At 67.7% G+C, this 14,414-nt stretch carries 13 protein-coding genes; 2 read left to right on the plus strand and 11 right to left on the minus strand.

All coding sequences use genetic code 11. The annotated features are described in order from the left end of the window. Positions 1-85: 85 nt before the first annotated feature. From BSY19_RS21600 to BSY19_RS21640, 9 genes are all read right to left on the minus strand, one after another. Complete coding sequence (locus BSY19_RS21600; protein ID WP_069055943.1) at positions 86-2,491, minus strand: methyl-accepting chemotaxis protein; 2,406 nt, start codon at positions 2,489-2,491, stop codon at positions 86-88. Between the two features lie 34 nt (positions 2,492-2,525). Next, positions 2,526-3,692, minus strand: a complete 1,167-nt coding sequence (locus BSY19_RS21605; protein ID WP_069055944.1) for an ABC transporter substrate-binding protein — start codon at positions 3,690-3,692, stop codon at positions 2,526-2,528. A 333-nt stretch (positions 3,693-4,025) separates the two neighbouring features. Further along, positions 4,026-4,433 (minus strand): acyl-CoA thioesterase, encoded by a 408-nt coding sequence (locus BSY19_RS21610; RefSeq protein WP_069055945.1) that lies wholly within the window; start codon positions 4,431-4,433, stop codon positions 4,026-4,028. Between the two features lie 91 nt (positions 4,434-4,524). Further along, the gene (locus BSY19_RS21615; protein WP_069055946.1) at positions 4,525-5,550 is read right to left on the minus strand and encodes a methionine synthase; all 1,026 of its coding nucleotides are present in this window, start codon (positions 5,548-5,550) and stop codon (positions 4,525-4,527) included. An 83-nt stretch (positions 5,551-5,633) separates the two neighbouring features. Next, positions 5,634-6,875: an MFS transporter gene (locus tag BSY19_RS21620; protein WP_069055947.1), complete on the minus strand. Its 1,242-nt coding sequence runs from the start codon at positions 6,873-6,875 to the stop codon at positions 5,634-5,636. A 201-nt stretch (positions 6,876-7,076) separates the two neighbouring features. Then, positions 7,077-7,652, minus strand: coding sequence for a type 1 glutamine amidotransferase domain-containing protein (locus BSY19_RS21625; protein ID WP_069055948.1), 576 nt, complete (start codon positions 7,650-7,652; stop codon positions 7,077-7,079). A gap of 97 nt (positions 7,653-7,749) precedes the next feature. Beyond that, a complete protein-coding gene (locus BSY19_RS21630) occupies positions 7,750-8,037 on the minus strand; it encodes an HlyU family transcriptional regulator (protein WP_069055949.1) in 288 nt (95 codons plus the stop codon). Between the two features lie 90 nt (positions 8,038-8,127). Continuing rightward, positions 8,128-8,550, minus strand: a complete 423-nt coding sequence (locus tag BSY19_RS21635) for a secondary thiamine-phosphate synthase enzyme YjbQ (protein WP_069055950.1) — start codon at positions 8,548-8,550, stop codon at positions 8,128-8,130. 5 nt (positions 8,551-8,555) lie between these two features. Continuing rightward, entirely contained in the window at positions 8,556-9,167 is a 612-nt protein-coding gene (locus BSY19_RS21640) for a LysE family translocator (RefSeq protein ID WP_069055951.1), read from the minus strand. Between the two features lie 136 nt (positions 9,168-9,303). Between BSY19_RS21640 and BSY19_RS21645 the strand changes: the two genes are divergently transcribed. After that, positions 9,304-9,648, plus strand: coding sequence for an ArsR/SmtB family transcription factor (locus tag BSY19_RS21645; protein WP_069055952.1), 345 nt, complete (start codon positions 9,304-9,306; stop codon positions 9,646-9,648). Next, positions 9,645-10,127 carry an SRPBCC family protein gene (locus BSY19_RS21650; RefSeq protein WP_069055953.1) on the plus strand — a complete coding sequence of 161 codons (483 nt, stop codon included), beginning with the start codon at positions 9,645-9,647 and terminating at the stop codon, positions 10,125-10,127. The genes BSY19_RS21645 and BSY19_RS21650 overlap by 4 nt, the downstream gene beginning before the upstream one ends. Positions 10,128-10,181: 54 nt before the next feature. Here BSY19_RS21650 and rpoD read toward each other — a convergent pair whose 3' ends face one another. After that, complete coding sequence (rpoD, locus tag BSY19_RS21655; protein ID WP_069055954.1) at positions 10,182-12,209, minus strand: RNA polymerase sigma factor RpoD; 2,028 nt, start codon at positions 12,207-12,209, stop codon at positions 10,182-10,184. Positions 12,210-12,409: 200 nt separating this feature from the next. Next, positions 12,410-14,317, minus strand: a complete 1,908-nt coding sequence (gene dnaG / locus BSY19_RS21660; RefSeq protein WP_069055955.1) for a DNA primase — start codon at positions 14,315-14,317, stop codon at positions 12,410-12,412. Positions 14,318-14,414 lie beyond the last annotated feature (97 nt).

The following is a 14,414-nucleotide window of genomic DNA, read 5'->3' on the forward strand; positions in this document are numbered from 1 at the left end:
GCAAGCCGTCGCCCCAAAGCCGAAGGCCCCGCCATCTGCGGGATGGCGGGGCCTTTCGATGTCGTGCCGTTTGGTCTCTGGACGGTCAGGCGGCGTGGGCCATGGCATGGGCCTTGTCGGAGCCGTGGCCCTCGCGGAAGCGGAAGCGGGCGATGTGCTCGCTCAGCGCGCGGGTCTGCTCGTCGGTCAGCGCCAGCGCGGCGTTGGTTTCCTCGACCAGGGCTGCGTTCTGATGCGCCATCGAGCCGATGCCGTCGATCTCGGTGTTGATCGCCGAGACATCGCTGGCCTGGTTCTTCGCCGTCTGCGAGATGCCGTTCATCAGCCCGGTCAGGTCGTTCACCGAGGAGACGATCGCCTCGAACATCTGGGCGGTCTCCTCGACCAGCCCGACACCGACCTTGACGTCGCCATGCGCCGCCTCGACCAGCTTCTTGACGTCGTTGGAAGCATCCGCCGAGCGCTTGGCCAGGCTGCGGACCTCGGTGGCGACGACCGCGAAGCCCCGCCCGCTGTCGCCGGCCCGCGCCGCCTCGACGGCCGCGTTCAGCGCCAGCAGATTGGTCTGGAAGGCGATCTCGTCGATCATCGCGATGACCTCGGAGATCTTGTCCGAGGAGGTGCGGATGCGCTGCATCGCCTCGAGCGCGGATGCCACGACCTTCTCGCCCTGCTGGGCCTGACTCTCGGCGCCCTCGGCCATGCCCGTCGCCTGGGCCGCCTCGCTCGCCGTCTTCTTGACCGTGCCGGCGAAGGCGCCGAGCTGGTTGGTCGCCATCGAGACGGCGTTGCTCTCCTCGCTGGTGCGCTCGGCGAGATCGGTGACGCCGTCGAGGATCTCGGTCGTGGCGCTGCGGACGGCAGCGACCGTCTCGGACAGCTTGGCGAGCGTGCTCTCGAACTCCTCGGCCAGCGCATTGGTGCCGTTCTTCAGCTCGGCGAAGGCGCCCTGATACATCCCCTCGATGCGGGTCGAGAGATGGCCGGCCGAGAGTTCGGCGAGCACGTCGCAGGTCTCGGAGAGACCGCCCTGCACCGTCTCCAGCAGTTCGTTGACCGAACCCGCCAGCGCGTTCAGCTCGGCGTCCGTGAAGTTCGCCTGGACACGGCGGCTGAAATCGCCGGCGGCGGCCGCGGCCACGACCTCGCCGAAGGCGTCGCCGAGTTCCGCCATCATCGCGCGGCGCTGCTCCTGGGCCCGGGCATCGTCCTCGACCTTGGCGGCCTCGGCGGCGCGCAGCGCCACCGCATTGTCGCGGAACAGCAGCACGCTCTTCGAGATGTCGGAGATCTCGTCGTTACCCCGCGTGTCGACCACCGTCTCCAGGGCGCCGTCGGCGATCGCCCGCGTCGCCGCCCACAGCCGGTTCAGGCGCCCGATGATCGCAGGACGGACATAGAGCAAGGCCAGCACGAGAGCGATCAGCAGCGAGCCGATGCCGATCGCGCCCAGCCACATCTTGCTCTGCTCGATCAGATTCGCCGTCGAGGCGTTCGCGGCGACGGCCTCGGAGCGAGCCGCTGTGACGAGCTTGTCGATTTCCGCACGCATCGCCGCCGCAGCCTGGTCGATGTCGACGACGCGGGCATTGATCGCGTCCTGCGTTTCGATGTCGCGCTGGCGCATCGCGACCACGCCGCGCGGCCCTTCGCCCAAGGCGATGACCGCGTCGATCACGCGGGACCGCTCCTTGTTGGGCATGATCTTGTCGGCGGCGGCCATGTCCTTCTCGATCCGCAGCACGACGGCGTTGAGGCGTTCGCGCGCGAGGCCCAGCAGCGACTGATCCGCGATCTGGCCGACCTCGCGCAGCAGGCCTATCAGCTCGTTGACCTGTGCCTCCAGCTTGCGTGCCAGATCGAAGGCCGGAAACTCGACGTCGTTGATGGCCTTCAGGGCCTCGTCGATCCCCGCGCCCTCCTGGCCCTTGACGCTCTCGATGCCGAGCACGACGTTGAACTGGCGCTCGTCGGCCTCTCCGCCGACCACCTTGACGAAGTCTTCGCGCGCCTTGTTCAGCTGCTCAACGGTGGCCGCCATCTGCGCGGCGTTGCGCAGCCGGGTTCCGGTCAGGTCGTTGATGTCGTTGATCCGCAGCGAGAGATCGTCGACCGCCTTCTGAACCGGCTTCATGTCGACGCCGCCGATCTTGCCGACGGCCCGGATCAGTTCGAACTGCTTGGCCTCGATCGCGTCCAGTTCCGTGGTCAGACGGGCCCGCTGCTGCACCGTCTGCACATTCATGAAGCGCGGTGCCAGCGCGGTCGACTGCGTCCCGACCTGGGAGAGTTCGAGCACGAGTTCCACAGTGGGCATCTTGTGCTCGACCATTTCGCCGACGGTCGCGCTGATGCGGTCATAGGACAGCCAGGCCACCGCGGAGGCGACGATCGTCAGCGTGGTCAGAGCGCCGAGCGCGGCATAGATGCGCGCGGCGATGCCGATGCGCAGCGGCGCGCGCGGGCGCGCCGGCTTCTTGGCCTTCGTCATATCACTCTCCGAATTGCGACGCGGCAGATGCAGCTCAGGCCGACACGGAGCTGACCGACTTGAACGTGCCGTCGGTTCCGATCACGGTCAGGTAGACAGCGTCGGAGCCGCGATTGTCGTTGGGCCCGAAGGTCATCTTGAAGCCGCCGAAGTCATAGGAGCCATTGGTCAACGCCTCCATGACGGCCTTGCGGGTCGGGTCCTTGCCGGCCTTTTCGAGAGCGGCGATGACGGTGCGGCCGACGAGATAGCCTTCCAGGGACACGAAGCCCGGCTTCTTGTCCTTGGCGTCGCTGGCCGCGAGAGCCGCCTGGTAGGCCTTGACCACGGGGATCGACGCGTCGGTCGGCAGGGGCACGACCTGCGTGACATAGACGCCGGCGCCCGCATCCCCGAGTTCGGCGGCAAGTGCATCGGAGCCGACGAAGGAGATGTTCATGAACACCGGCGCGAACTTCACCTGCTTGCACAGCTTGATGAATTCGGCGCAGGGCTTGTAGGGGCCCACCATCACCACGGCTTCCGGATTGGCCTTGCGGATCTCGAGCAGGGCGGACCGGACCGCGACCGTGTTGCGTTCAAAGGTGCCCTCCGCGACGAGGCTCATCTTGCGCGCGTCCATCGCCTTCTTGACGCCGGCGAGGCCGGCCCGGCCGAAGGCGTCGTCCTGATAGAAGATCGCGATCTTGGAGAAGCCCTTGTCCTTGACGAGGCGCTCGATCCAGACCTCGGTCTCCTGGAAGTAGGAGGCGCGCACATTGACGACATGCGGCAGGTAGGGATCGCGCAGGCCTTCGGCGCCGGTGAAGGCGCCGATGAAGGGCAGGCCGGCCTCCTTCGCGATCGGATGCGCGGCCATCGACGTCGGCGTGCCGACCGGGCCGACGAGCGCGAAGACGTCCTTGGCGATCAGCGCCTTGGTCGCATCGATCGACTTGCCGGGCTCGTAACCGTCATCCTGCGTCAGGAGTTCGATCTTGCGCCCCCCGACGCCCCCCTTGGCATTGACCTCGGCGAAGGCGGCGGTGAGGCCATCGCGCATACCCAGACCCAGCGCGCTGGCGGGCCCCTCGAACACGGCCGCCTGGCCCAGCACGATCTTGTCGGCCATCACGCCGGTTTCGGCGAAAGCGCGTCCCGGCAGGAGCGAGGCGGCGGAGGCGCAGGCAAGGCCAGTCAGGACATCACGACGATGGATCATGAAAGGATTCCCCCAATAATTCTTCTTCAGTGGTCAGTCGGGTTAGGCCAGCCGACTGGAAGAATGTGGGGAAGGCACCTAACGAAGGGTTAAGTGACTGGATTCTTCTGAATCAATTGCGATTTCGAGGATTCAGAATTCGTTAGCGTTTAACCACTTGTTGGCGCGCCTCCCGTGAGGCGAGTGAATGGTCGGGAAGATCATCGCGCCGCGACCTTCAGATCTTGGTCAAGATCGGCACGGCCATCATGACGCTGCGATGTGCGCGCGCCGGCCGCCCACGGCGGCCATGCCATTCCATATCAGCCAGGCCGTCGGGGGCTCTTAGGCGGGTCAGGCCGGTTGGGGCACCGGGCGCGGCCGCCCCTCCTCGTCGATGGCGACGAAGGTGAAGGTCGCGTCGGTGACCTTCTCATGGACCATGGTGCGGAAGCGCCGCGCCCAGGCCTCGACATGGATCTTCATCGAGGTCCGGCCGACGGATTCGACCTCGGTATAGACGCTGAGCACGTCCCCCACCTTCACGGGCCGGATGAACGTCATCGCATCCACCGCAATGGTGACGACGCGGCCCTGCGCCCGGTCGACGCCGGCGATGCCGCCGGCCGCGTCCATGCGCGACATCACCCAGCCGCCGAAGATGTCGCCATTCGCGTTGGTGTCGGCCGGCATGGCATTGATGCGCACCGTCAGGTTGCCACGCGGCGCCTCGTCCTGCGCCACGCCCGCTTCTTTCGTCATGCGCTCACCCCCCGTCGAATCCCCGGCCATTGGAGCACGCGCCACCGCGCCTGCGCCAGATGGAACGGGTGGGGGGTAAGAGGCGCCCGGCTCAGGCCGCGCCGAGTTCCTTGCGCACCAGCGCCGCACCGGCCGACAGCGCCGCGAGCTTGCCATAGGCGACCTCGGCGGTCATTGGCGCCATGCCGCAATTGGTGCAGGGGAAGAGCTTCTCGGGCGCCACGAAGGCGAGCGCGGCGCGGATCGTGGCGGCAACCTCCTCGGGCGTCTCGATCGTGTTGGAGGCGACGTCGATGGCACCCGCCAGCACGTCCTTGCCGTCCAGCAGCCTGATCAGGTCGAGCGGCACCTTCGAGTTGCGGCACTCCAGCGAGACCTGCTGGATCGAGCTCTTCGCGATCGCCGGGAAGGTCTGCTCGTAATGGCGCCACTCCTCGCCGAGCGTCGCCTTCCAGTCGATATTGGCCTTGATGCCGTAGCCGTAGCAAATGTGGACGGCGGTGGTCGCGGTCAGCCCCTGCGCGGCGCGCTCGAGGCAGGCGATGCCCCAGTCCGGCACCTCCTTCATGTAGACGTTGAAGGCGGGCTCGTCGAACTGGATGACGTCGACGCCGAGCGCCTGCAGTTCATGCGCCTCCTCGTTCAGCACGGCAGCGAACGCCATGGCGAGGTCCTCGCGGCGGCCGTAGTGCTCGTCGGCGATGGTATCGACGATCGTCATCGGCCCCGGCAGCGTGAACTTCAGCTTGCGGGTCGTATGCGCGCGGGCGGCCTGCGCCTCCATGCTGTGCACCGGCCCCTTGCGGCGGATCGCGCCGGTGACCGTCGGCACCTCCGCCTCGTAGCGGTTGTTGCGGATGCCCATGATCGTCTTCTTGTCGAAGTCGATGCCGTCGAGATTGGCCAGGAAGCCATGGACGAAATGCACCCGCGCCTGCTCGCCATCGCCGACGATGTCGATGCCGGCATCCTCCTGCAGCTTCACCGCCAGGATCGTCGCGTCGCGCCGGCCCTCTTGCAGCGCCACCCCTTCCAGCTTCCACGGCGCCCAGAGCCGCTCGGACTCGGCGAGCCAGGTCGGCTTGGGCAGGCTGCCGGCAATGGTGGTGCGAAGCATGGACGTGTCCTTTGGTTATGGTTGCGCGGACATCGTCTGCACGGGCCGGCGACGTCAAGCGTGATAGGGATGGTAAGCCTGCGTCAGACGGCCGCCGTCGCCGCAGGTCCTTCCGGCCGCCGCCGCGCCCGCATCATCAGCCAGCACACCACCGTGAGGTTGACGAGGTTCCAGGCCAGCCCGTTGAGGAAGGCGGCGCGATAGGACGCGAAGGCGTCGAAGATCGCGCCCGAGACATAGCCGCCGACGGCCATGCCGAGAATCGTCGAGGACATCACGAGGCCGATCCGTACGCCCGCCTCCCGCGCCGGCAGGTATTCTCGGATGATCACCGCATACATCGGCACGATGCCGCCCTGGAACAGGCCGAAGATGCCGGTGACGATGAAGAGCGAGGTCAGCCCGTCGAACCAGAGATAGAGGAAGAGCGCGAGCCCCTGCATCAACGAGCCGATCGCCAGCGTCGCCGTGCCGCCGATCCGGTCAGCGACGAAGCCCGAGGCGATGCGGCTGATGATGCCGAGTGCCAGCATCAGCGAGAGCATCTCGGCGCCGCGCGCCACGCCGTAACCGAGATCGCTGCAATAGGCGACGATGTGCACCTGCGGCATCGCCATGGCGACGCAGCAGGAGAAGCCCGCGATCGCCAGCAGCCATTGCAGCTGGCTGGCCGACAATCCGAGATCGCCGCGCGCGCTCGTGCTCGCCGCCTCCTGCGCCGCGATGCTCGCGGCCGAGGGCCGGCGGCGGAAGAACGGTGCGAAGGGCAGCATCACCGCCATCACCGCGAGCCCGATGCCGATATGCGTCGCCCGCCAGCCATGGCTGGCGACACCCCAGGTGATGACCTGCGGCCAGATCACCCCCGCCAGATAGCTGCCCGAGGCCCCGAAGACGACGGCGAGCCCGCGATGCTTGCGGAACCAGTGCGAGAGGTCCGCGATCAGCGGTGAAAAGCCGGCCCCGCCACCGACGCCGATCAGGAAGAGATGGACGAGCGCAAACTGCCAGAGCGACTGCGCCATCGCGGCCAGGATGTAGCCGCTGCCGAGCAGCAGCGCGCCGCCGACGATCGGCACGATGATGCCGTAGCGGTCGGCGATGCGGCCCATGGCGATGTTGCCGAAGCCGAAGCCGAGCATGACGCAGGTATAGGGCAGCGCCGCCCCGGCCCGCAGCGTGCCGAACTCGGTCTGCACCGAGGGCAGCACGACGACGACGGACCAGGTGCCGACGCAGGCCGCCGTGCCGACCAGCAGCGAGACCGCCAGCCGCAGCCAGGCATAGGAGGAATCGGGCGCATAACGGGCTTCGTCGCTGGACATGTTTCCTCGGTGCGCCGGCTTTAGGCGCGGCGTTCTGCACACGAGGAGTAGGCAGTCGCCCGCGCGGCGGCAAGCGCGCGCGAGGCGGACCCCATCGGCGTTCAGGGCGCAGCCATGCCGCGGCTATGCCCTGAACGGGTCTGTGGGGCCGGGAGTCGGAGCCGGGGCCACGGGAGCAACCCGTGGCCCCGGCTCCTGGCGTCAGGCGGCCAGGCGCTCGTGGCGGCCCTCGTTGATCTCTTCGATGATCTTGGCGACGAAGGCCGGCAGATCCTCAGGCTTGCGCGACGTCACGATGCCCTTGTCGGCCACGACCTCGCTGTTCTCCCACAGCGCGCCGGCATTGATCATGTCCTGCTTCATCGTGCCGTAAGAGGTCAGGCGCCGGCCCTTGGCGATGCCGGTGTCGATCAGCAGCCAGGGCGCGTGGCAGACGGCCGCGACGACCTTGCCCTGCTCGAAGAAGCGCTTGATCAACGCCAGCGCCTCGGGAATGCCGCGCAGCGTGTCGGGATTCATCTGCCCGCCGGGCAGGACGATCGCATCATAGGCATCGGCACTGACCTCGGCGATCGTCTTGTCGACCTTCACCGCGCGGCCCCAATCCTTCTGGTCCCAGCCGGTGATCTCGCCGGCCTGCGGCGCGACGATGTGCACGGTCGCGCCGGCTTCCTTCAGCTTGGCGTGCGGCACATCCAGCTCCGACTGCTCGAAGCCGTTGGTCGCGAGGATGAGAATGGTCTTGCCGGCAAGGCTCGTCGGGGATTGGGCGCTCATGGGGCGGCCTCCGTGTTCGGGTTGAGGGTGATGACCCGACAACCCGCCAAGGGACGGTCCGTTCCCGTGCGAAAACGTCGCTGCGTTGGTCGGGAGCCTAGCGGAACACCGCCTCGCCCTGCTGGTCGACCAGTTGCTGGCCCTTGACCAGGGTGAAGTCGACCGCCTCCGCCTGACCGGGGAAACGGTCTGCCCGCACGAAGCGGTGGCTCTTCAGCTCCCCCTCGATCGTCTTCTCGACGACGCCGCAGAGCTGCCACTGGCCGCCCTCCTGATAGGGCGTCGCATGGATGGTGAAGCCGTTGTGCTCGATGGTCTTCAGCGGGCCGGCCGGAGCGGCATCAGCCGGCTTGCGGCCACCAAACAGGGATTTCAGGAACGACATCGGGCTTTTCCTCCACAGCGGGTGCGCGGCCGCAGCGAGAACTACCCGCACCGCCCCGCCCTGCCAAGGCGCGCGACGACGCGGCCCCGCTCAGGCGAGGTGCAGCACGACCTCGCGGCGATGCGGGCGGGCGCGATGCTCGAACAGGTAGATCCCCTGCCAGGTGCCGAGCGCCAGCCGCCCCGCCATCACCGGGATCGACAGCGAGACCGGCGTCAGCGCCGCCTTAAGATGGGCTGGCATGTCGTCGGGCCCCTCCGCTCGGTGGACCAGATAGTCCATCGCCGGATCGTCGGCGGAGGGCACGAGCCGGCGGAAGAAGGCCTCGAGATCGACACGCACGTCCGGATCGGCATTCTCCTGGATCAGCAGCGAGCAGGAGGTGTGGCGCACGAAGAGCGTCAGCAGCCCGGTCTCGATTCCGGCCCCGGCGACGAAGGCCTCCGCCTCCCGCGTGAACTCGTAGAGCCCCGGACCGCGCGTGGCGATCGCCAGCGGCGTCTGCGCTGCCATGGCGCTCAGCGCTCGGTGACGGCGAGCTTGGCGCCCAGCGCGACGAAGGCCGCCGCGAAGCCCCGCCGCAGCCAGGCCATCACCGCCGGCCGCGTCACCACCCTGTCGCGCATCGCCGCCGCGAAGAGGCCGTAGAGCGCGAAGACCACGAAGGTCATCGCCATGAACACGCCGGACAGTTCGAGCATGCGCGCCAGCGGCGCCGCTTCGCCGGCCGCGATGAACTGCGGCAGGAAGGCGACGAAGAAGATCGAGAGCTTCGGATTGAGCACGTTGATCGCGACGCCGTCGCGCAGCACCCGCCAGGCCGAGCGCGGATCGGCCTTGGCCTCGACGCTGAGAGCGCCATGCTCCTGCAGCGTCTGCCAAGCCATGAACAAGAGATAGGCGACGCCGGCATATTTCACGACGGCGAAGGCGAGCGCGCTGGCATGCAGCAGCGCCGCCAGCCCCAGCATCGCCGCCAAGAGATGCGGCACGATGCCGAGCGTGCAGGCGAAGGCCGCGAGCACGCTCGCGCGCGAGCCCCGGGTGAGCCCCGCCGCGATGGTGTAGATCGCGCCCGTCCCCGGCGAGGCGACGACGATCAGCGAGGTCAGCAGGAATTCGGGCGACATGGGCACAAGCCTCCGCGGAGCAGCGGCCAGCAAGCCGCAAGCCGCCGCCGGGATCAAGCCCGTCTCACCGCCCATCCGCGTCCGGCCACAATACTTAGGTATTGACCTAAGTATTGTTTTGCACTTGGATCGCGCCATGTCCGCGACGCCCCCCACCCTCGACGACGCCTTCCGTGCCCTGGCCGATCCGACCCGGCGGGCGGTGGTGCAGGCGCTGGGGCGAGGGCCGGCCTCGGTCAGCGACCTCGCCCGGCCCTTCGAGATGGCGCTGCCGAGCTTCCTTCAGCACCTCAAGGTGCTGGAGGAGAGCGGCCTCGTCACCACCGCCAAATCCGGGCGCGTGCGCACCTGTTCCCTGCGCCGGGAACCTCTCGCCGCCGCCGAAACCTGGCTGGAGGCGCAGCGCAGCCTCTGGACGCAGCGCCTCGACCAGCTCGACGCCTTCGTCCTGACCCTGAAAAACGACGAGGAACGCCCATGACGACCCTGCCCGCCGCCGCCTTCGACCCGGCGCTCGATCTCGAACTCAAGCGCGAGGTCGCGGTGCCGCCTCATCTGGTCTGGCGCGCCTGGACCGAGCCGGCCCTGCTCACGCAGTGGTTCACGCCCGCCCCCTGGCGCACCACGCATTGCGAGATCGACCTGCGCCCCGGCGGCCAATTCCGCACCGTGATGGAAGGCCCCAACGGCGAGAAGAACGACAGCACCGGCTGCTTTCTCTTTGTGGTCCCCGAGACGCTGCTGGTCTTCACCGACGCCCTCGGCCCCGGCTACCGCCCACTCGGCTCCGGCTTCATGACCGCCTCGATCGCCATCGAGCCGACGGCGACCGGAACGCTCTACACCGCCCGCGCCCTGCACAAGGACGAGGCCGGCCGCAAGCAGCACGAGGAGATGGGCTTCCAGCAGGGCTGGGGCACGGCGCTCGACCAGCTGGTGGCGCTGGTGAGGGGGATGTGAGGGACAAGCCGTCCATCACGAACAAAAAAGCCGGCCTAGCGGCCGGCTTTTTCGTCAATTGTCCAGGAAGCTCCGCAGCTTCCGGCTGCGGCTCGGATGCTTCAGCTTCCGGAGCGCCTTCGCCTCGATCTGGCGAATGCGCTCGCGGGTGACGCTGAACTGCTGGCCGACCTCTTCGAGCGTGTGATCGGTGTTCATGCCGATGCCGAAGCGCATGCGCAGCACGCGCTCCTCGCGCGGAGTGAGCGAGGCGAGCACGCGCGTCGTGGTCTCGCGCAGGTTGCTCTGGATCGCCGCATCGATCGGCAGGATCGCGTTCTTGTCCTCGATGAAGTCGCCGAGATGGCTGTCTTCCTCGTCGCCGATCGGGGTCTCCAGCGAGATCGGCTCCTTGGCGATCTTGAGGACCTTGCGCACCTTCTCCAGCGGCATGGCGAGTTTCTCGGCCAGCTCCTCCGGGGTCGGCTCGCGGCCGATCTCGTGCAGCATCTGGCGCGAGGTCCGCACGATCTTGTTGATCGTCTCGATCATGTGGACGGGGATGCGGATCGTGCGGGCCTGGTCGGCGATCGAGCGGGTGATCGCCTGGCGGATCCACCAGGTCGCATAGGTCGAGAACTTGTAGCCGCGGCGGTACTCGAACTTGTCGACCGCCTTCATCAGGCCGATGTTGCCTTCCTGGATCAGGTCGAGGAACTGCAGGCCGCGATTGGTGTATTTCTTGGCGATCGAGATCACGAGGCGCAAGTTTGCCTCGATCATCTCCTTCTTCGCCTGACGCGCCTCGCGCTCGCCCTTCTGGACCATCAGCACGATCTTGCGGAACTCCTGGATCTCCAGGCCCGTCTCGCTCGCCAGCGTGTGGATCTCGTCGCGCAGGCTCTTGATGCGCTCGAGCTCGGCCGCGACGAACTCCTTCCAGCCGCGCGAGCCCAGCTTGGAGACGCGCAGGATCCATTTCGGATCGAGCTCGCCGCCGACATGCTGCTTGAGGAAGTCCTCGCGGCCGACGCCATAGCTCTCCGCCAGGCGCAGCAGGCGCGTCTCATGCGAGATCAGGCGCTTGTTGATGTCGTAGAGCTGCTCGACCAGCGCCTCGATGCGGTTGTTGTTGAGCGAGAGCGACTTCACCGCGGTGATGATGTCGTCCTTGAGCTTCTTGTATTTGCGGTCCTGCGACGGCGAGAGCTTGGTGTTCTCCAGCCGGTTGGCGATGTCCTGATCCTGCAGGCGGCGCAGCTTCTTGTAGTTGTCGGCGATCGAATCGAACGTCTCGAGCACGCGCGGCTTCAGCTCGGCCTCCATGGCCGAGAGCGACACGTTGTTCTCCATGTCGTCTTCGTCGAGATCGGGCGGCAGGTCGCCTTCGGGCGCCTCGCCCTCGGCGGCCGGCGCGGCCTCCGCCTCGCCGCCCTCGCCCGGAATCTGCGTCGGGTTCTTGCCGTCGGGGCCGGCATAGGTCGCTTCGAGGTCGATGATGTCGCGCAGCAGAACCTTGGCTTCGTTCAGCTCGTCGCGCCAGATGATGATCGCCTGGAAGGTCAGCGGGCTCTCGCAGAGCCCGGCGATCATCGCCTCGCGACCAGCCTCGATGCGCTTGGCGATCGCGATCTCGCCCTCGCGGGAGAGCAGCTCGACCGACCCCATCTCGCGCAGATACATCCGCACCGGATCGTCGGTGCGCTCGGTCGGCTCGAGGTTGCGCTTGGTCTCGACCGGCAGGGCCGAGCGCGAGGCATCGACCAGATCACCGCCCTCGACCTCTTCCTCGTCGGGGCCGTTGGTGCCGGTGCGGGCCGCGGCGCGTTCCTCGCCGGAGGCTTCCGGATCCTCGTTGTCGACGACGTTGATGCCCTGCTCGCTGAGCTGGCCGAGCACGTCCTCGATCTGCTCGGAGGAGAATTCCTCCGACGGCAGGACCTCGTTCAGTTCGTCATAGGTGACATAGCCGCGCTTCTTCGCGAGCTTGATCATGCGCCTGACGGCCTGATCCGTCAGATCGAGCAACGGACCGTCGGAGGTCGGGGGGGCTTCCGGCGTGGCCTGATCGGCCTTGTCCCGTTCGCTCACTTTCGTCGCCATCAATAGCGCTCCGCACTCTCAAGGCCGCCACGGCTCGGGAGAAGCCATTTGCGGACGCATAAAAGGGCGGCGCGGCCGCAGGTCCGGCGCGCTCACCCCACCCAAATCACACAGGCGAGATGGCACCGCTCATCCTTGATGAACCGTAAACCAAACCCCGCCGACACGCAGACCTGACCGGAAGGACCCTTGGAACCCGCTCAATCCTCGGACATCGCTTCAGTCCCCTCGATCGTCTCGAGGCGAGCCTTGACGTCCTTGATCCAGGCGAAATTGGCTTCGGTCGCTTCGTCAGCCAATGCGCGCTCGGCTGCCTTCAACTCGCTATGTAGCGTCCGCGCGCGATGATGCAAGACGATAGCCTGACGAATCGAGTCGAAAACCGATTCCGGATCAGCGGCTTGCGCCAGTTTCAGCCGCTCGGCCGGGCCCGTCACCGCCATCAGCTGCGCCTGCGCCTCCTGCACGCGCGGCTGTTGCAGGCGGGTCGCCAGCGCCTCCTCGTCGAGCACGCCCTCCATCGCGGCGTCGAGCAGGGCCTGGCGGAAGCGCTCGGCGGCAGGGCCGTCGAGCGACAGATCGGCGATCTCGTCGGCGCAGCGCAGAATCAGCGCCGGATGGCTGGCGAGCGCGAGCAGAATGAAGGCCTCACGGGTGTCCTCGCCGCGGCCCCGCGCCATGATCTTGGTCCGCGTCAGCTGGCTCGACGCCTTGAGCGGCCCGACCGACCAGGGCGAGACCTGCGGGAATCCGCCGCGGCCGCCGCGCACCGCGCCGCCCCCCTGCCCGCGCCCGCGCGGGTAGCCGCCCTCGCGCCGCTCGGCCCGCGCCGGGGCCGCGCTGGCGAAGAGCTGGCCCAGCCGCTCGTCCATCTCGCGGCGGTAATGCTTGCGCGTCGTCTCGTCGCGGATCTGCCCGAGCGGCTCCTTCAGCCTCCGCTCGAAGGCGGCGCGGCGTTCGGGCGTGTCGAGCGGCCCGGCCTCGACCTCCCGCGTCCAGAGCATGTCGACCAGCGGTCGCGCCTCAGCCAGAACATCGGCGATCGCGGCCTTGCCGCCGGAGCGGGCGAGATCGTCGGGGTCCTGCCCCTCCGGCAGCAGCGCGAAGGAGAGCGACTTGCCGGGCTCCAGCAGCGGCAAGGCGAGGTCGATCGCGCGGCTCGCCGCCTTGCGGCCGGCCTTGTCGCCGTCGAGGCAGATCACCGGCTCGTCGGCCATGCGCCAGAGCAGCGTGAGCTGGTCCTCGGTCAGGGCGGTGCCGAGCGGGGCGACCGTCTGCGGGAAGCCGGCGAGCGCCATGGCGATGACGTCGACATAGCCCTCGACCACGATCGCCTGCCCGGTGTCGTGGGCGGCCTTGCGGGCATTGTGGTGGTTGAACAGCAGCGAGCCCTTGTGAAAGAGCGGCGTCTCCGGCGAGTTCAGATATTTCGCCGAGACCTCCGCGCTCATCGCCCGCCCGCCGAAGGCGACGACGCGTCCCCGCGAATCATGGATCGGGAACATGATGCGGTCGCGGAAGCGGTCATAGGGCACGGCGATCTCCTCGCCATGCACGAGCAGCCCCGCCTCCATCATCAGCTCGGCAGACACGCCCTTCCCCGCGAGATGGTCGCGCAGCGCAAACCGCTCCGCCGGCCCGTAGCCGAGGCGGAAGCGCGTCCGCGCCTCGCCATCGAGCCCGCGCGAGGCGAGATAGCGCCGTGCCTGACCGCCGCGGTCGCCCATCAGCTCGACCTCGAAGAAGCGCGCCGCCAGTTCGACGACCTCATGCAGGCCCTTGCGCCGCTCCTCCTGAACCTGCGCTTCCTGCGTGATCTTCGGCAGCGTCACGCCGGCTTCGGCCGCCAGCTTCTCGACGGCCTCGGGGAAGGACAGACCTTCCGTCTCCATCACGAATTTGAAGATGTCGCCGTTCTTGCCCGACGAGAAATCGAAGAACGAGGCCTTGTGGTCGTTGACGAAGAAGGACGGCGTCTTCTCGGCGTTGAAGGGCGACAGCCCTTTCCATTCGCGGCCGGCCTTGGCCAGGCGCACACGCTTGCCCACCACCGCCGAGACCGGCAGCCGCGCCTTGATCTCTTCCAGAAGGGAGGGCGGGAACTTCATCGCTTCTTATGTGGCCCCTCTCGCAGCACAAGCCAAGAACAGATCGTGATCCCCGCACGCTTGCCCCGGCTATCCACAAGCCGCGTCGAGCGGCAGC

This window comes from Bosea sp. RAC05 (assembly GCF_001713455.1).
Lineage (GTDB): Bacteria > Pseudomonadota > Alphaproteobacteria > Rhizobiales > Beijerinckiaceae > Allobosea.